We start from the raw sequence: 17,522 nt of genomic DNA on the forward strand, positions 1-17,522 counted from the left end.
CCCTACCGATAACCGTACCTACTTTTTATTAATGGAATCCACGTAAATTATTTCATCCATTGTAGGAGTATAATCAATTGCATCACTCACACCTACGTTAATAGATTCTTGATGTAAAACAATGTGAGCTGTGTCTTCAGCTAATAAATGTTGTGCTTTAATATATTGCTGTGCTCTTTCTTCTGGGTCCATATTTTGAGCAGCAGCTGCCAATAATCCCTCTACTTCTTCATTGTAATAATCAATTTGTCCTTTAAATCTTTCGTAGTTATACCAATCTAATGCATTCGCAGCATCAAACATAGAGTTACCCAAAGCTAGTAAATAAGCATCCTTATTTTTGCCTGAATTACGAAGTTCAACGAAACTACTCCACTCCATGAATTCTACATTTGCTTTTACCCCAATCGCAGTCCACATTCCGGCAACCATCTCAGCTATTTCAGCATCCTGTAAATAACGTCCTTTTGGAGAATGGAAGGTCATTTCAAAGCCATCAGGATAGCCTGCTTCTGCCAATAATTTTTTTGCTTTTTCTACATCATAGTTATAGGTGTCATAAAGATCTTCAGCAAAACCAAAGTTTCCTGGCGCTACTCGTGTAATGGTAGGTATTCCTGCGCCATTTAATAAATTATCCGTTATTGCCTTGTTATCAATTGCCAAGTCCAAAGCTTCTCTAACTCGAGGATCAGAAGTTGGATATCCTTCAGTTGAACGCAAAAATATCATCATTGTCCGGTTAGAAGTTCCTTGTGATAAATGGGTGCCATCGTTATCCTCAATACGTTTCCACTCACTTGGAGGCATGTTTGTTGCAATATCAACTCCACCTGTTAGTAGCTCAGAGACACGTGTAGAGTTTTCCGGGATTACACGGAATACCACTTCGTCCCATTCTTCATTTTTTCCTTCAAAATAATCATCATATACTTCTAGGACAATTCTATCGTCGCGTACCCATTTGGAAAACTTAAATGGTCCTGTCCCAACTGGATTTTCCAAGAAATAATCCATTCCATTTTCTTCAATATATTCGGAAGGAAGGATACTAGATGCAATTCTTGAAATTCTATTTAGCAAAGCTGGATCTGGTTCATTTGTAATAATACGGATTGTAAGTTCATCAATAACTTGTACCTCTTTAATAGAGTTATAGTTAATGTGATCAAGAAGTGTTGAATCATGTGCAACACGTTCAAGTGAGAATTTAACATCCTCAGAATCTAAAGTTTCGCCGTTATGGAAAGTAACGCCTTCTTTTAGTTTCACTTCCCAAGTCTTATCATCTATTTTTTCATAACCTTCTGCTAAGTCTGGTAAAATCTCTCCAGTTTCGTTATCTCGTTTAAACAAATAGTTAAACATATTCACGTGAATTGCTTCTGTGGAAGTATTTACATGATTATGAACGTCAAATGTTACCATGTCCGTTCCCATTGCAATCGTTAATGTTCTATCATCCTCTTTTTTTGGCGTCGAAGTGGAAGATTCCTCTCCATTACAGGCTGCCAACAAGCCCACTGTCAAAAGTATAGAACTAGCTAACCCTACCCATTTCCTCATACTCATACCCCTTTATCTATATATTTTTCATGAATCAAATACTTATTGTTCGGTTGAATTATTCTCTATGTAATCAAGAGCGAATTGGGCCAATAAAGCAGAGCCATACGGCAGTGCATCTTCATCAATATCAAATTTTGGATGGTGATTTGGATAGATACAATCTTTTGTTTCATTGTAAGTACCCAATCTAAAGAAAATACCTGGCACTTTCTCAGCATAGTAAGCAAAATCCTCTCCCCCCATGCTCGGATTCACAATTGAAAGCGTACTGGCGCCCAATATTTTCTCAGCAACTGAATCTAATAATGGGATCAATGTATTGTCATTTTTAACGGAAGGATAGCCAAATTGATAATCAAATTTATAACTAGCCCCCATCCCTTCACAGACACCTTTAATATATCTTTCCATTCTTTGAGAAATGACCTCTCTTAACGAAGGATCTAAGACTCTAACTGTGCCTTCCAATCGGACGGACGGTGCAATAACATTTCTTTTAAAGCCACCTTCTATTTTACCTATTGTCAAAACAGCTGGTTTTAGAGGGTCGATTGATCGGCTCACAATTTGCTGTAACGAAGAGATAACTTCGGCTGCTACCGTTATCGAGTCGATCGACATATGTGGATGAGCCGCATGCCCCCCCTCTCCAATCACTTCTATGTCAAAGGAATCCGCACATGCCATTGCGACATCTTTCGCAACAGTTATATACCCTGTGTTTGCTGTAGGATGTACATGCAAACCGGCAATAACATCTACATCAGGATTGTTAAGCACCCCTTCCTGAACCATATGTAGGGCCCCTGCTAAACCTTCCTCTGCTGGCTGAAATATAAATTTGATATTCCCTTTTTGGGGTCTATGTTTACTTAGTAATTTGGCTGCTCCCAACAAAATGGCTGTATGAGCGTCATGTCCACATAAATGTGCAACCCCAGGAACAGACGAGGCGTATAAAACATTTTTTTCATCTTGTATAGGAAGTGCATCCATATCTGCTCTTAAAGCAACAGTCGGACCTGGATGAGTACCTTGTAGAAGAGCAACTATTCCAGTTTTCGCCACTGGTGCTTGAATTTCTAAACCAAGTTCTTTTAAATTTTCCAAAACAAACTTTGAAGTTTCATATTCTTCAAATGATAGTTCCGGATTCACATGAAGATGTCTACGCCATTGTATTAAATAATCCTTAAGGTCAAGTGCCTCTTTAAGCAAAACGTTTTCTTCTACTACTTTGTGTTTCATTTAATCCTCCTATTTAATTTATTTAATATAATATTCGGAAATAAAAGTATTTTCTGATTATTGTATTAATACTAGTTTAGAATATTTCTTTAGTCAAGACTAATTTCCCAATTTTTCGACATCATTTTTTGTTTTTTTTAAAGCGATTCTCTTGAAAGTAATCTTATTTATCCCAAGGAAAACTAGATGAATATATCGAGTATTAAAACCACAAACGAATGAAGGCAAAATTAAAAGACCTAAATCCAGTAGAATACCGAACTCAGATCTTAGAAGTCGTTAAATTATTTGTGTAACTTTACTTACTATTTTCATCAACTACAAGGAGGTGCCATTCGATTCGATGACTTTTTTGTACCAATAATAGCTGTTCTTCTTTATGCGACGGAGATCATGTACACCCTCTTCATGCTGATTTACATAAACTAACCCATAGCGTTTTTGGAAGCCGTTTAGCCAACTTAACAAATCAGTGAAGGACCAGACACAATAACCCATTACATCTACTCCGTCGGAAATTGCCTCCTGAATGGCAATTATATGGGAACGCAGATATTCAATCCGATAATCATCTTGAACTACTCCATCCGCATCTAACTTGTCATATTCCCCCAACCCATTTTCACTTATCAAAATAGGGAGTCCGTAACGATTAGTCATTCTACGTAGAGCAATTCTTAACCCTTGAGGATCGATATTCCAATCCCAATTCGTTCTTTCCAAGTTTGGATTGGCAATTGTTTTATACAGTCCTGGTATTCCAGAATCCTTGGATGTTCCTTTTTTACCGGTTGTATTCATTTCCGATGAACCAATACCGCCTTCTAAGGGATTCTCTTCAAAAGTTGTTGTCTGATAATAATTTAAACCAATAAAGTCTGGCTTACCTTCTTTTAATAAATCAAAATCGCCTTTTTCAATTAAAGGAGCTAGTCCTTTTTCCTCTAAGTAATTCCATGCTACTTCTGGATACTTGCCCCATACATACGTATCCATCCACCAATGACTATTGAGCTCTTCGGCATTTTCAGCTGCCATAATATCTTTCGGACTAGAAGATGCGGCATAGGAAGGTGAGTAGGCAAAGCTTGGGCCAATTTTTCCATCGGGAATATATTTATGGAATTCCTTAATCACACTAGCATTCGCAAGATTCGCATGGTGATTGACTTGATAAAATAACTTCTCATCTTTAATACCTGGTGGATGTGTCGCCAAATGGTAGCCATGGTTCGTGAAAATATTTTGTTCATTTAAGCTAACCCAATATTTCACACGGTCACCAAAGTGTTTAAATAGTTCAACACTATAATTCGTGAAGTCCTCTATAATTCTCCTAGACTCCCAGCCTCCATATTCATCCTGAAGTGCCTGTGGTAAATCCCAGTGATACAATGTCAAAATCGGCTCAATCTTATTTACCTTTAATTCATTGATTAAGTGATCATAAAATTCCAAGCCTTTTTGATTGTTTTCTCCTCTACCATTGGGGAAAATACGTGTCCAAGCAACAGAGAAACGATAGGTTTTCATACCCATTTCCGCCATCAAACGAACATCTTCCTTATAACGATGGTAGTGGTCTACTGCAACATCACCGGTTGTCCCTTTAAAGGTCTTACCGGGTATACGAACAAACTTATCCCAGTTTGAAGCACCTTTTCCATCCTCATCCCAAGCACCCTCCACTTGATAGGCTGCAGAGGCTGCTCCCCATAAGAAATCCTTTGGAAACGGTTTAAGCGTTTGATGTATCACTGTTTTCATCCTCCTATCTTTTCACATTCATCGATTGTCTCTGTAAGAAGTGATACAAAGCACCGATTAAATTAGAATCGTTACCAAACTGACATCTTTCTACTTGGATGGTTAAGCTATCCTTATTGTGCTTCATTTGATTTAAGGTTTCATTAATCTGATCAATGAAACCTTCTCGAGTACTGATGGCTCCACCTATCAAGATTTTCTCCGGATCAATTACATACTGTAAATTATAAATCCCTACTGCTAATCGCTTCACAAATTTTTCTATTTCATCTCGTATTTCTTTATTACCATCTTCGGCCAATTCAAACACAGTTTTGCCGGTAAGGGAATTCGGATCCATTCCTTCTCGTTTTGCCACTTGGTTGATCAATCCACCGATTGCAGCTAAAGTACTCCATGTTTTCCCTATTGGCTCTTCGAAATAATCCTCCATGATCATATAACCAAATTCTCCAGCAAATCGATTCTTACCATGCCGGATTTTTTTATCAAGAACTAACGCGCCTCCGATACCGGTGCCAATCACAATACAAATATAATCCTGTACATCCTTTGCAGCACCGATCCATCCTTCTGCTAATCCAGCGCAATTAGCATCATTTTCAATTTCAACGCGTATATGTGTCCGTTCCTGAACAAGTTCCTTTATACTCGGTCCATGGATATACGGAAGTGCTGTGACTCCACCAATATGTCCTGTTTCTACATTCACTGCACCAGGCAAACTTATAGCGATACCTTTTAATGCATACCTTTTTTGAAAATTCTTCACGATGGATTCTACCGTATCTACAAACAGTTCAAGACTAGTCTCAGGTGTAGGAGCAGAGGACTTTTCAATAAATAATCCTACCTCATCCATAAGGGCATATTTAATAGAAGAACCTCCAACATCAAAAACAGCGTAGTAATTCACACAATTACCTCCTATCAACCCTTTTCGTTCCACACGACTCCCTAATGATTAATTCTGAGTCAATCAATACTGGCTTTAATTGTGTTTCTCCATTTATCAAATCATTCAACATATAAGCTGATAATTTCCCGAATTTTTCTTTATCCTGCTTTACTGTCGTAAGTTTCGGCTCGCTATAGCGGCAAGCTACAATGTCATCACACCCGACAATTTGAATATCTTGTGGAACACTAAGTCCCTCTTCCTTTATCGCTCTTAAAGCACCCAACGCCATCAAGTCAGATGTGGCAAAAACAGCTTCAGGATACTCTTTGCATCGAAGTATTTTCTTCATCGCTTCATATCCGCTTTCTTCATGAAAGTCACCATACTGAATCCATTCTCCGCGTATTTCAAGACCAAATTGTTGCATGGCTTCATAGAAACCTTGTTTCCGATAACGAGAAATAGCTGAATCCCATTTGCCGCCTATATAACCAATCTTTCTTACAGAATGTAAATAAAAAAATTCGATCACTTTTCTCGATAAATCCACGTTATCTGTCATGATGTAACTAGATTTTGGACCTTTTAACTCAATATCAATCCCAATACACGGAATTCCTTCCTTTGCCACATCATAGATAGCCTCTTCCACTTCCTCACCCGCAATCACTATACAGCCATCGACATGAAAATGTCGACATCTTGCTAAATAGCTGCCATGCCCCGTTTGAAAGCGTTCATTTGAAAACATGATAATATCATAACCTAGTAGACCAATATTCTTTTTGAAAGCTGATATAACCTCATTAAAATAAGGATGTGTCATTTCAACATTAATCTTCCCAGCATAGATCAGTCCGATTAGGTTTGACTTTTTTGTTGCCAGTGATCTTGCAGAAAAGTTGGGTTCATAACCCTTTTGGTTAATGACATCCATTACTTGTTTCTTTGTTTTCTCACTAATGCCTTCATAGTTGTTGATGACTTTTGAAACAGTACCTGGGGAAACACCTGCCATTTGCGCTATATCTTTAATTGTTAAATTCATCTCTAATCCCTTCTATTTCACGTTACTTTATTTCACAGATCCTTCAGTAATACTTGATATAAATAAGCGGTTAAACAATAGGAAAATAATCAAAAGTGGTACAGTTGCCCAAAAAACACCTGATAAGATCATGCCAAAATCTGCATATTGTGTATTACTTAACTGGGCTAAAGCAACTTGAATCGTATACATCTCTGGATCTCTTAAAACGATAAATTGCCATAAAAACTCGCCCCATGCAGCTGAGAAGACAATTATCCCTAAAGTTGCAAATGCCGGAAGTATAATTGGAAGCACAATACTACGATAAATTTTAAAATTGGAACACCCATCTAATTTTGCTGCTTCAATTAACTCATCCGGTACAGATTGACTAATATATTGTCTCATCAGGAATATTCCCAGAGGATTAAGGAAGAACAATACCATCACACCTGGTAATGTATCAAGTAATCCTGCCTTAGAAATCAGGAAATATTGTGGGATTAACCCTAATTGCGGCGGTATAATCATCGTTAAGAGGATAGCTGTAAAAAGTACATTTTTACCTCGAAACTTAAACTTCGCAAAGGCAAACCCAGCTAATGAACTAATAAATAAAACCACAATGGTGACAATGGAACAAACAATAAATGAGTTCCACATCGCTTGAAAGAAATCGATTTTATCCAAGACCTTATTAAAATTTTCTATTAACAAGCTCCCTGGTGTAACCGTTGGTGGAATGGAATTGTAAGCAGAACTAGGGCTTGTTGCCATTACAAACATCCAATAAAACGGAAACAACGAAAGTAGCGATGCAATGGATAATAGTACATAAGCAAGGATTCTGCTAATGGACGGTTTTTTTCCCTTCTCCGATTTATTCAATAGTTTCCACCTCTTTTCTTCCTGCCAATACCTGAGGTTAAGAAAGTATTTATGGCAGCAAAAACAGTTATCAATACTAATAATATAATAGCTGTAGCTGACGCTGTTCCAAAAGATTGCAATTTAAAGGCATCCCGATATAAATACATCACAATAGTCATGCCTTCGTCTCTTGTGAAAGCACTAGTTCCTAAAAAGATAGTTGGTTCAGAAAATAACTGCAAAGCCCCTACAGTCGATGTGAATACAGTTAAGATGATAAATGGCTTAAGCATCGGTATGGTAATGTACATAAGCTGCTGAAATTTATTTGCTCCGTCAATCGTTGCAGCTTCATACAAATCATTTGGAATACTTTGAATACCAGCAAGATAAATAATGGTGTTATACCCTACCCATCTCCAAAATACCATAATCGATATGGCAATTTTCGTTCCCCATTCAGAGCTGCTCCAGTTCACAGGATCTAGACCCGCCAAACTTAACACATAATTGGCTAAAGAAGATTCATGATCACTAAACAACACACTGAAAATAAGAGCTACAGCTACCATGGAAGTAATATACGGCATAAAAATCGTTACTCTAAAGAAGTTCTTAAACTTAAGAAATGCAAGATTCAACAAATAGGCAAAAATGATTCCGAACAGTAATTGTGGGGCGGTACCCATGATTCCCATGACGATTGTATTGTAAACTGATTTCCAAAAAAGAGGATCGGTTAAGACTATTTTAAAATTAGCTAAGCCAACAAATGTCATAGGACTTAATCCGTTCCATTTTTGAAACCCTAAATAAATACTAAATAATGCTGGATATAACCCAATAATAGCAAAAATAATAAAGAAAGGGGCTATATATAAATAGCCTGAAGCCATATCTTTTTTCTGTTCAGACATGTACCTTTTTTTTCTTACCTTTTCCTTATTACTTACAGTATTCATGTACTCACCTCATCCCTATCAAAGGTGGAATTGGAGCTCATTAACCCCTCATCCACCTTCATATCTAGTAATCTTTTTATCTAGCGATTTAATAAATCTTTTGCACGTTTAACTGCCGATGTCCATTCTTTTTCTGGATCTGCTCCTTTAGATTGAACATTCTTCAAGGCATTCAACACTTCCTGATAAAGTGGGAAGTATTTCTCTCCTTTATAAACTGCTCCATTAATGTCTTGGGCAGCTTTTGCAAATACTGGTGCTGTCGATTGTCCTCCAAAGAATTCATCTTCATTGTTTTTGAAGGCATCCATATCATAAACAGCTGGTGCAGATGGGAATAATCCTTTTGTTTGGAATGATTTCAATTGATTGTCTGGAGAGATTAACCATTCTGCGAATTTATAAGCTTCATCAGCATTTTTAGTTTCCTTTGGAATGGAGATAAAAGAACCGCCCCAGTTTGCAGCAAATTCAGTTGGTAAAGTAGCTACTCTCCATTTGCCAACAGCTTCCGGTGCATTACCTTCCATCCAACCTTTTAACCAACCAGCTCCTAATTCTGCTGCAAATTCACCTTTATTCACAGCATTTGCCCACTCCGGTGACCACATTTCAAATTTCCCAACAATTCCAAGCTCATTTAAATGTACAGCGTAATCATATGCTGCTTTAACAGCATTTTCATCTTGCTCTAGTAGTAATTCACCCTCAGGATTAAGGAAGGTTTCTTGAGCTGCGTCTAAGTAAGCTCTGAATGCCATTTCTATACTATCTACGAATGGTTTTCCTGTCTTTTCCTTCACCTTTATACCCGCTTCTTCAAATGCTTTTGGAGTACTTATTAAATTAGTTACTTCTTCAGGTTCAGTTGGTAACCCAGCTGCTTCAAATACATCTGTACGATAGTATAAAGCTTTAGGACCAATATCTGTTGGTAAGCCGATTAAGAAATCCCCAGCATTATTCTCCCCTGTGTTCCATTTCCAATCCAGGTATTGATCTTTAATATCTTTTGCACCAAGATCATAGAGGTTTTCAAATTGGTCTTGTGCTACTTTAAAACGGTCTAATTGATCAATCTCTAACATCGTAATATCTGGAGCTCCGCTTCCAGCCGATAATGCCGTAAATAATGCATCATGATGCTCTGCTGTTTCAGCAGCTCTTACTTTTATTTTCACATTAGGGTTTTCTTCTTCATATGCTTTCGCCAAGTCTTCATAACCAGTAGCACCAAAAGTCCAAAAATTTAATGTAACTTGTTCTTGTTTGTCTCCGCCTTTTTCGCTATTAGACGATTCCTTTTCGGTTCCACTACAAGCTGCCAATGAAAATGCAAGAACTGTTGACAAGCCTATTGCACTTAATTTTTTCAAACCTTTCAATTTGATTCCCCCTATTTTTTTGACTAATGTTTTCTTACAGGTTGTAATTCTTCAACAAAAATAATGAAAGTTATTATTTTTGTATCATTCACCTCCCATATTGTTTTCCTCATAAAAACTAAACTTATTTACCATACTTCGGAAACCGGTTTCTAAACTTGATGAAAAAGAGCGATTATTAGATTGTGAAACCGCTTTCAATTTGAATTATAAAACTAGATTGATATAAAATCAAGAATTTTCTTAATATTTTTAGAAAACGCTTTCCATAACTGAGGACGGATAACACAAAGTCTTAGAAATGCATAACATGTATAAGGAAATGCTTAAATAGCGTTGGAGGGATAAAGTATGGTGAGTTTCCAATCTTTTCATGGGATTGTTACTATGATAAGTGATTTTGCAACAGGGTTAAATGGAGAAGATGGTTGTTATACGTTAATGTCAGTAGACAACGGTAACGGGGCTTTAGTAAATTTTGTAGTATCACCCTCTACTTATTTTGTAGACCAAGAAATGGTAGGGGTTGGAGATTGGGTTACTGGATACTATGATGGAAATGCACCCGTTCCTTTAATCTTTCCACCACAATATCAGGCACTTGTTATAGTAAAAAATAATCCAAATCAATTTGTAAAAGTTGACTTCTTTAACAGCCAGTTTGTTAGTAGCGATGGTCAATTGAGCTTAAATATTTCACCGTATACCCCCATAATTTTGACAAACGGGCAAGCTTTTACAAAAAGTCCAGCAAACCGAAATCTAATTGTAATCTATGGCCCCACCACCCGAAGCATTCCTGCCCAAACCACGCCGTATAAAATTATTGTTTGGTGTTAGAAGGACGAATATAGGTGCCCGGGGTTCTTTGCACCTCACTGATTAGCTATTTTAAGAGACGCTTAGAATCCTTGTATGAACATTTTATGAAGTTGAAAGGCTAGGACAAAACCTTTCTTAGAAATTCAAGAGGCTGTGTTCTCCGCTACAGTGAACGCTTTTCTGGGGACACGGAGCGAGCCTGTAGTATCTCCTACGCGCTTGTCCCCTAGGAGTCGCCGCCTTCGCTCAAAACAACTAAAATTCTTTATTCAGGTGAAAACTGTATATAATCTCAGAAATAAAAGAGGACATCTTTAGTTAAATTAATATGGCTATGTTAAAGGTAAAGGTTGATTTAAGACACAAAAAATGAGCTGGGATATTTTCTCCAAGCTCATTTTAATTTGATTTCCTTTTTACTAAAGCACCCGTTACTTGAATAAACCAAAAAGCAGAAATTATTAATCAATCAAACCGTTTGGGTCTAAATTTTTTAAGTCTTCTTTAGTAATTCCATCGTGTTCTTTATCTATAATTTCATAGCCAAATTGCAATACCGTGTTGTGAGCAAAATAAGTATATTCAACATAAGGTTCATTTTCGAAGGTTACGATTGTGTAAAATTCAGGCATTTTAAACCCATAAACACCTTCAACTGAACCTATTTCTCCCTTATCGTATTCCATTTCTTCTAGAAGGTAATTTGTTACCTTATTTTCATAAATATTTCTGTTAACTTCTAAGTAAATAAATGGCAACAGAATAATTATTAAAATTAAAATAGATACAATCAAAGTAATTTTATGGAGTTTTTGCATATTAGCTCCTCCTATGGATTTAATCATTCTTTTTCAACTAAACTGCACCGTTAGTTTAAGTGTAACATTTCACAATGCATATCTGAGAACAACTTAATGTTTTGGACATAAAAATAGGCCATCGAAATGATGGCCATATTTTACTAAAGCACCTGTTAGTTTAAGTACATTTCTTCACAATATTTACAGAAATGCTGCCCTTAGTTCAATGAGAAAAAACTACCTTAATTGCAGCCATTGCCTCTCCTTTTGTGCGTGGTGGTGGTACTACCATTGTACCAAAGGATGGTTACTTGTTGTTTTTCTTGTCATAAAAAAGGGCAAAATCCCTCAGCCAATTTCGAATGGCTTTTGGGACAGCCCCTCTAATCCTTTAACTGATAGAAAATCTGTTCAATTTTGCCTCAGTATCAAGTATGACAGTGTTAAAATCATTCCCTCGGCTATCTTGTCCCCTTCTGAAATAGAGACTGCGTAAAAAATTCTTGCTGTTCACGCGAGCAATCACCTGACTGCGACTTCTCGGCAAATTGCAGCATTGCGCTAAGTCGCTAATCCAATCAGCGATTTCTTTATGTGGAAGTAACCCTTTGTCAATCATCGTATCTACGATGTTGACTAACCGCTCATCATCCTCATCGCTAAAAATGTGTCTCCCATTATGAAGCATGTCAGAAATAGCAACAAGAACCTCACGCAGCATTGCGTCGCTGCTTTCCTCGCACTGAACCAGCTCGACAAAAACATCCGCACCGTGAGATACGCTGTGAGCCCAGCCTCCTACTGAAAGGTAACCTCGCAGATCCTTCTCTTCTTTATAATAACGAAGCATCTCATGCATTAATTGCTCAATTTCCGCTTGATTGAAAAATGGATACTGTCTGTGGCGATGCACAATCAAAGCGATAGGTAAGGCAGAGAACGTCCTTGTAAAAACTGACTGATCATCCTCGCTGCCAATACTATAGAACAAATGGTTCTCATCAGTCAGAACAGTTAAGAGGCTTCGTAACTCCTCTTCACTGAACCTATTCTCTTCCTTAATCCACATATAAAACATCGGATAAATCAGGTTATCCCGTAATTCTGGCTGAGGATCGCCAATATATTGAAGCAATAAAGGTAAGAAATCTTGATGGTGCTCACCTTCGCATAACTGATACTCATCCTTCTCAATTCTTTGCAAATCCAGCATCAGTTTGGTCCTTGTATCGCTCATTTCCCCATCTCCTTCAACATTAACATAATCTCCTCTATAACAACTTCTGGCTCATCATGATGAATATAATGTCCACTTCGACTAGCAATCCGGTACTTGCTTGACCTTGATAGCCATTGGAATTCTGCTTGGAGTCTTTGCTCAATTTCCATTATTTCTTGAGATGGCCATCCCTCTTCAACATTGTCAGATAAACCTCTTGTAATAATTGCGAGAGGGAGGTTACTTTGCTTTGAATGATCAACGATTTGCTTATAGCTTTGTATTTTATCTATCTTCTCACTATTCAACATAGGATTCTCGTAATATTCCCTATTTCTTGCAAGCAGATTTTCGGGTAGAACCTTTTCATAGGCAAGTTCTTTATATTCCGGTGCAGCGTCAACCAAAACCATACCGCAGATGTTCAGTGGATAAAGGCTGGCATATAATCTAGCGACCAAACCACCAAAAGAATGTCCCACCAATATATAGGGTTTCTCCACTTCAAGTGCTAGCAACAATTCGTTGAGCTCCTCGACTAGATCATAGCAAGTCGTCGGTACGGATGCGACTTGACTCCTGCCAATACCCGACCTGTTATAGGAAAAGGTTGATGTTTTTTGCGATATTCGGTCTTGGACTTTTTTCCATGTCTCATAGCTATCGCCTAACCCTGCTATGAAGATTACGCTTGGAGTACTGTTACGTGAATTATTGTTGAATAGTCTGCGGTTATCACAGATATCAATTATCTTTTTATATTTTATAGTCACTTTTAATCACCTAGTTCAATTATAAGCTTCACACTATTAATATTTCCATAATAATTGGATTATTATATATTTTTGCGAACTTTCCATTTTTTATTTTGTAACTTCAGCTGAAATCACCACTCCAAAAGAAATCTGTAGAATACCAATTGATAATTTGCTTACTTCCAAGTTTTTTGTCATTTTAAACATTTCACACTGGATCTCCTAAATATATTGGATTGTTCTGTAAATATAAATAGACCATTCAGTGATGGTCTTGTTCTGCTAAAGTACCTCGTTAGTTCAATTACAAATACAATGACTTCAGAATCTTCTTCAAAGGATTTACCAAACTATTGCTCATAAAATATTGGAAGTAAAATTAATCCTACTAGAAATAGCACTGGAATTGAAGATACAATTAAAGCAAAAGTTCTGCATTTCCCTTTTCGGCTAAAGTATGCTGTTAAAAATGAAGCTAGTATTAATAAAATAATCACATTGTCCCCAATTTCCGAGGTTCCATTCACTACGATTGGTGTAATAAAACCAAAAATAATGAACAAAGAAAATAATAACAATGAAATAACACTCAAATATCTTCTCAACACAATTACCTCACTTTCTCGGCTCTTTTTTACAATTGACTATATTTATTGCACTTCTTGTTCAACTAAACTGCTTACGTTAGTTTATTAAGAAAAAAAGCTTTACTCCTTATTGAAGTAAATCTCATCGTTAGCTTAATAAGGAAAAAGATCCTTATAGAACAATTGTATTAATGTTGATATATTTCTTTCCTAAAATCTCATATCTATTTTTTTGAAATTACAGTAAACATCCCCGTCATGTTTGGTGAGTAATCTTTAAAATCATATTTTTCATAGAACGATTCTTTACCTTGTGATGCAAACAAACCAACAAGCGCCTTGTCTGGTGCATTTGCATTTAAGTATTTAACCAAATGATTCATTATTTCATTTCCAATACCATGTTTCTGATAATCTGGATGAACCACTATATCTTGGATATAGAAATAAATAGCCCCATCTCCAACAATTCTTCCCATACCAACTATTTGTTCATTATCCTTGACTGTGATGCAGTGAATAGAATTTCTTAGTGATGTTTCTACCACTTCAAAATTCATATAATTACTCCATTCCACAGATTCACACAAATATTTGTATTCTTGCAATGTGGGAATAGTATTTTCAATTTTATATTTTTTCATAATGTTACCTCCATTAACTTAAACTTCCTCAATATATATATTCGACATCGTTTTATTTACTCTTCTTCAACTAAAGTGCACCTTTAGTTGAAGTGTACTACTTCACAATCTTAGAGATTTTCCTCTTTAGAACATTAATAAATAGCGTCAAACCTGCTAGGCTTAACGCTATTATTTATTTCAATACTACTTTAAATCCATTCTTTTCCATGTTCACGGATGAATTCAAGTTCCTTTTGATAATGTTCATAATGTCCTTCATCGATCATCTTTTGAAACGCCATATCTCCTTCTTTAGCTTTCCTTTGTATGGTTTTACATAAGCCTTCAACTCGTAGCAATACCATTTCTAAAAAGCCTTTTTCCATTCCCTCAATACCATAAGACTCAAAAAACAATTTAACCCTTTGTTTTGTATGTTCAGCATCTTTTGATGGATCATAATAAACAGCCTCGTATGTCTCAGCATGCCAAAGTCTGCTCAATGGAACGCAAGTGTAAAGAGCATAAGCTATATCCCAAAGTCTTGGACCAGGTGCAACTAGATCAAAATCAATAATCCCTACTGGCTTTTCGTGATTAAAAATAATGTTATAGACGGCAAAATCATTGTGACATAGCACCTCAAATGGCTGAGGTGTGTTATCGATTGGTTGCCAATTTTCTTCGATTGGAAAATCACTCACAGCATCATGAAATAAACGAAGCATTTTCGCTATCTCTTTTAAAGCATCATCAGACCACATGTATCGTTTTAAAGGATAGTTACCAGCTTCTCCTTCAATAAATGATAATATCTCTCTATTTTTTTCATCAATACCTAAAAACTTTGGTGCGCAACTGAAACCTTTATTCTCCAAATGTTTTAATACTTTATGAATTTTGGCACTATCTTCCTTTAAGTCTCGACGCACAGTATCTCCCGATCGATGTACGTTTGAGACATTCCCACCTGATAGCATTTCTTCGTTTTCGAACTGACTTTTCATTAAAATTCCCCCAATATAGGGACTCTATGATTGTGTCAATAGAGATGTATTTTTACCCATAAATAAAAGCAGATACAAAGGTATCTGCTTGGCAATAGGAATTTATATTGTCCACACCATGTAGCCCTTGAATGATTTCAGACCAACAAATAAACGTATCCTTAAGACTCAAGGAACGCAACTGTCTGTATCCATTTAACTTATCATTTCAAGTTATTCCACATGTGTAATATAGATTCCCCTTTATTTACATCTCTATTTTAGATAATACTAAAGATACTGAAATTGTAAAGAGAATTTAATTTATTTGTTAAAGTTTTCAGTCTCCTCGCAATAATTCCAAAGTGTCCAACATTTATTATTTAACAAACCCATCAAAAGTTTCTTATTCAACTAACCTGCTGCGTTAGTTGAAGTGTAACATTTCACATTGCACATCTGGAATCAACTTAATATTTTGGACATAAAAATAGACCATCGAAAGGATGGCCAGATTTTGCTAAAGCACCTGTTAGTTGATTAAGAATAAAGACACTTATTATACAATAGCGTCCGTTTGCAAAGGGTTAAAGCGAATACAGTTCAATTATTTTCTGTATGGGTAATTCACTCGGATCACTCATATCAACAAAATAAGGCAACTGCCATTTTTGAGTTTTCATCGCTTGCTCACTAGTCGGTTTATCCCAGCTAGAATAAACTCTTATTGCCATTCTTCCCTTTGTTGAACTGGACCTAAGAATATTATGTTTGAAAAGAATTTCTTTTGGAAAAATAAATTGCCCAACCTCACTATCACCTTTAAAAGTAGTTATAACTAATAAATCAGGTGATTCGTCATATGTAAAGGGTTGGTTTTTATTATTTTCATCTTTTTCCCAAAATGCAACAAACTGCCCTACTTTGGTGGGGGTTATATTGGCTACTCTGAAACGAACAGTTCTCGAAGATAACCGAAATGTACCAGCACCATACTTAGAATTTTGCTTTTCTTCTTGAACCGACTTTACAGTTAAGTCATTTCGCTCGTAAATCATTTTATTTACATAATTTAATGCTGTATAAAAATCATTCATAATTCCACCCCTCAAATTTTCAACAATCGAACCCGATGGTTGAATACAAGTTAAACAACACTCTGCAACTAACTTGCACCATTAGTTTAAGTGTAACATTTCACATTGTATCGGTGAAATCATCTCTAATGTATTGAGTTTAAAAATAGACCATCGAAATTATGGTCATGCTTAACTATAGCACCAATAACACCCCAAGAATAGTCAGTTATTTGTCTTTATATGTCGCTACTCTCTACATCGAGAGAGTAGGATGCTGATATAAAGTGTGAAACTTTTCTAGGCGAGTTGAACTTATTGTTTTTGCTAAATATATTAATTCCAACCTCGCTTACATCAATAAATGTTTCTACCTTTTGAAAATCGAGTTTTTTAAATTCAACAGGTTTATTCCATTGCCTCGATGGAACCAAATCTTCCTTAAAAAGCCCTTGTCCGTAGAAAATAAACACGCATTCAAAGCTAAATCAACTGTTATGTCACAAATTGCTTCCAATGTATCAAACGAATCGATTTTGAAAATAAAACCGTCAGAAGAGAATTTAAATGAAGGGATGTTTCTTTCCAAAATGATATTCTTCCCTTGTTCAAAAATATCGTTTTCCAAAACAACGAAAATAGGAAAACTAAACATATTTTGAACTAATGTGAAAATAAAATCGGTTTCTAAATCTCTAATTCCAATACTAATAGATGTAAAAGGTTCCTCTGGGATGAGAAAACTATTAATCATACTAACACTGGAGTATTGAACAAAATATCGTGTTTTCAATTCCATCTCCCTTTTCAAATTATTTTTTGATTATTCAGTAAAAATACCTCTCAGTTCAATAAGAAAAGGCTTTATTCCTTATTGAAGTAAAGGACACGTTAGTTTAAGTACAATGTTTCACAATCT

Annotated in this window: 17 protein-coding genes and 1 pseudogene; 2 read left to right on the forward strand and 16 right to left on the reverse strand. The window is 36.2% G+C overall.

Going from position 1 to position 17,522, the window contains the following annotated elements:
• Window positions 1-18 precede the first annotated feature (18 nt).
• Entirely contained in the window at window positions 19-1,566 is a 1,548-nt protein-coding gene (locus D0S48_RS08095; protein ID WP_144537268.1) for an ABC transporter substrate-binding protein, read from the reverse strand.
• A gap of 42 nt (window positions 1,567-1,608) precedes the next feature.
• A complete protein-coding gene (locus D0S48_RS08100; protein WP_151111149.1) occupies window positions 1,609-2,817 on the reverse strand; it encodes a M20 metallopeptidase family protein in 1,209 nt (402 codons plus the stop codon).
• 212 nt (window positions 2,818-3,029) lie between these two features.
• Here D0S48_RS08100 and D0S48_RS21185 point away from each other — a divergent pair.
• Window positions 3,030-3,113: pseudogene (locus D0S48_RS21185) on the forward strand (hypothetical protein); the annotation flags it as partial.
• 22 nt (window positions 3,114-3,135) lie between these two features.
• On the opposite strand, the gene D0S48_RS08105 reads toward D0S48_RS21185, so the two are convergent.
• The 6 genes from D0S48_RS08105 to D0S48_RS08130 form a co-directional block, all read right to left on the reverse strand.
• Window positions 3,136-4,575 (reverse strand): glycoside hydrolase family 1 protein, encoded by a 1,440-nt coding sequence (locus tag D0S48_RS08105; RefSeq protein WP_151111151.1) that lies wholly within the window; start codon window positions 4,573-4,575, stop codon window positions 3,136-3,138.
• A 13-nt stretch (window positions 4,576-4,588) separates the two neighbouring features.
• Window positions 4,589-5,500, reverse strand: a complete 912-nt coding sequence (locus tag D0S48_RS08110) for an ROK family protein (protein WP_151111153.1) — start codon at window positions 5,498-5,500, stop codon at window positions 4,589-4,591.
• 4 nt (window positions 5,501-5,504) lie between these two features.
• Window positions 5,505-6,533, reverse strand: coding sequence for a LacI family DNA-binding transcriptional regulator (locus D0S48_RS08115; protein WP_144537260.1), 1,029 nt, complete (start codon window positions 6,531-6,533; stop codon window positions 5,505-5,507).
• Between the two features lie 27 nt (window positions 6,534-6,560).
• Complete coding sequence (locus D0S48_RS08120; protein ID WP_370455754.1) at window positions 6,561-7,292, reverse strand: carbohydrate ABC transporter permease; 732 nt, start codon at window positions 7,290-7,292, stop codon at window positions 6,561-6,563.
• 107 nt (window positions 7,293-7,399) lie between these two features.
• Complete coding sequence (locus D0S48_RS08125; RefSeq protein WP_144537256.1) at window positions 7,400-8,347, reverse strand: carbohydrate ABC transporter permease; 948 nt, start codon at window positions 8,345-8,347, stop codon at window positions 7,400-7,402.
• A gap of 80 nt (window positions 8,348-8,427) precedes the next feature.
• Window positions 8,428-9,732 carry an ABC transporter substrate-binding protein gene (locus D0S48_RS08130; protein ID WP_144537254.1) on the reverse strand — a complete coding sequence of 435 codons (1,305 nt, stop codon included), beginning with the start codon at window positions 9,730-9,732 and terminating at the stop codon, window positions 8,428-8,430.
• 351 nt (window positions 9,733-10,083) lie between these two features.
• Between D0S48_RS08130 and D0S48_RS08135 the strand changes: the two genes are divergently transcribed.
• Complete coding sequence (locus D0S48_RS08135) at window positions 10,084-10,572, forward strand: hypothetical protein (RefSeq protein ID WP_144537252.1); 489 nt, start codon at window positions 10,084-10,086, stop codon at window positions 10,570-10,572.
• A gap of 443 nt (window positions 10,573-11,015) precedes the next feature.
• Here the strand turns inward: D0S48_RS08135 and D0S48_RS08140 are convergent, their stop codons facing one another.
• From D0S48_RS08140 to D0S48_RS08175, 8 genes are all read right to left on the reverse strand, one after another.
• Entirely contained in the window at window positions 11,016-11,372 is a 357-nt protein-coding gene (locus tag D0S48_RS08140) for a DUF3139 domain-containing protein (RefSeq protein ID WP_191963891.1), read from the reverse strand.
• A 373-nt stretch (window positions 11,373-11,745) separates the two neighbouring features.
• The gene (locus tag D0S48_RS08145) at window positions 11,746-12,591 is read right to left on the reverse strand and encodes a DUF2785 domain-containing protein (protein ID WP_151111158.1); all 846 of its coding nucleotides are present in this window, start codon (window positions 12,589-12,591) and stop codon (window positions 11,746-11,748) included.
• Window positions 12,588-13,346, reverse strand: coding sequence for an alpha/beta fold hydrolase (locus tag D0S48_RS08150; RefSeq protein ID WP_151111160.1), 759 nt, complete (start codon window positions 13,344-13,346; stop codon window positions 12,588-12,590). The genes D0S48_RS08145 and D0S48_RS08150 overlap by 4 nt, the downstream gene beginning before the upstream one ends.
• 332 nt (window positions 13,347-13,678) lie before the next feature.
• Window positions 13,679-13,933: a histidine kinase gene (locus D0S48_RS08155; protein WP_191963892.1), complete on the reverse strand. Its 255-nt coding sequence runs from the start codon at window positions 13,931-13,933 to the stop codon at window positions 13,679-13,681.
• A gap of 206 nt (window positions 13,934-14,139) precedes the next feature.
• Window positions 14,140-14,559, reverse strand: a complete 420-nt coding sequence (locus D0S48_RS08160; protein ID WP_151111164.1) for a GNAT family N-acetyltransferase — start codon at window positions 14,557-14,559, stop codon at window positions 14,140-14,142.
• Window positions 14,560-14,750: 191 nt separating this feature from the next.
• Window positions 14,751-15,548, reverse strand: a complete 798-nt coding sequence (locus tag D0S48_RS08165) for a phosphotransferase enzyme family protein (protein WP_151111166.1) — start codon at window positions 15,546-15,548, stop codon at window positions 14,751-14,753.
• 566 nt (window positions 15,549-16,114) lie between these two features.
• Window positions 16,115-16,624, reverse strand: a complete 510-nt coding sequence (locus D0S48_RS08170) for a MepB family protein (protein ID WP_151111168.1) — start codon at window positions 16,622-16,624, stop codon at window positions 16,115-16,117.
• A 349-nt stretch (window positions 16,625-16,973) separates the two neighbouring features.
• On the reverse strand, window positions 16,974-17,396 hold the full coding sequence (locus D0S48_RS08175; protein ID WP_225321718.1) for a hypothetical protein: 423 nt from the start codon (window positions 17,394-17,396) through the stop codon (window positions 16,974-16,976).
• Between the last annotated feature and the right edge of the window lie 126 nt (window positions 17,397-17,522).

This window comes from Psychrobacillus sp. AK 1817 (assembly GCF_008807035.1).
Lineage (GTDB): Bacteria > Bacillota > Bacilli > Bacillales_A > Planococcaceae > Psychrobacillus > Psychrobacillus faecigallinarum.

Coding starts and splice junctions, on each gene's coding strand:
- D0S48_RS08145 (WP_151111158.1), bottom strand. CDS start 12,591: ATGAGCGATACAAGGACCAAACTGATGCTGGATTTGCAAAGAATTGAG.
- D0S48_RS08135 (WP_144537252.1), top strand. CDS start 10,084: ATGGTGAGTTTCCAATCTTTTCATGGGATTGTTACTATGATAAGTGAT.
- D0S48_RS08120 (WP_370455754.1), bottom strand. CDS start 7,292: ATGGCAACAAGCCCTAGTTCTGCTTACAATTCCATTCCACCAACGGTT.
- D0S48_RS08165 (WP_151111166.1), bottom strand. CDS start 15,548: ATGAAAAGTCAGTTCGAAAACGAAGAAATGCTATCAGGTGGGAATGTC.
- D0S48_RS08170 (WP_151111168.1), bottom strand. CDS start 16,624: ATGAATGATTTTTATACAGCATTAAATTATGTAAATAAAATGATTTAC.
- D0S48_RS08095 (WP_144537268.1), bottom strand. CDS start 1,566: ATGAGGAAATGGGTAGGGTTAGCTAGTTCTATACTTTTGACAGTGGGC.
- D0S48_RS08140 (WP_191963891.1), bottom strand. CDS start 11,372: ATGCAAAAACTCCATAAAATTACTTTGATTGTATCTATTTTAATTTTA.
- D0S48_RS08115 (WP_144537260.1), bottom strand. CDS start 6,533: ATGAATTTAACAATTAAAGATATAGCGCAAATGGCAGGTGTTTCCCCA.
- D0S48_RS08100 (WP_151111149.1), bottom strand. CDS start 2,817: ATGAAACACAAAGTAGTAGAAGAAAACGTTTTGCTTAAAGAGGCACTT.
- D0S48_RS08125 (WP_144537256.1), bottom strand. CDS start 8,347: ATGAATACTGTAAGTAATAAGGAAAAGGTAAGAAAAAAAAGGTACATG.
- D0S48_RS08160 (WP_151111164.1), bottom strand. CDS start 14,559: ATGAAAAAATATAAAATTGAAAATACTATTCCCACATTGCAAGAATAC.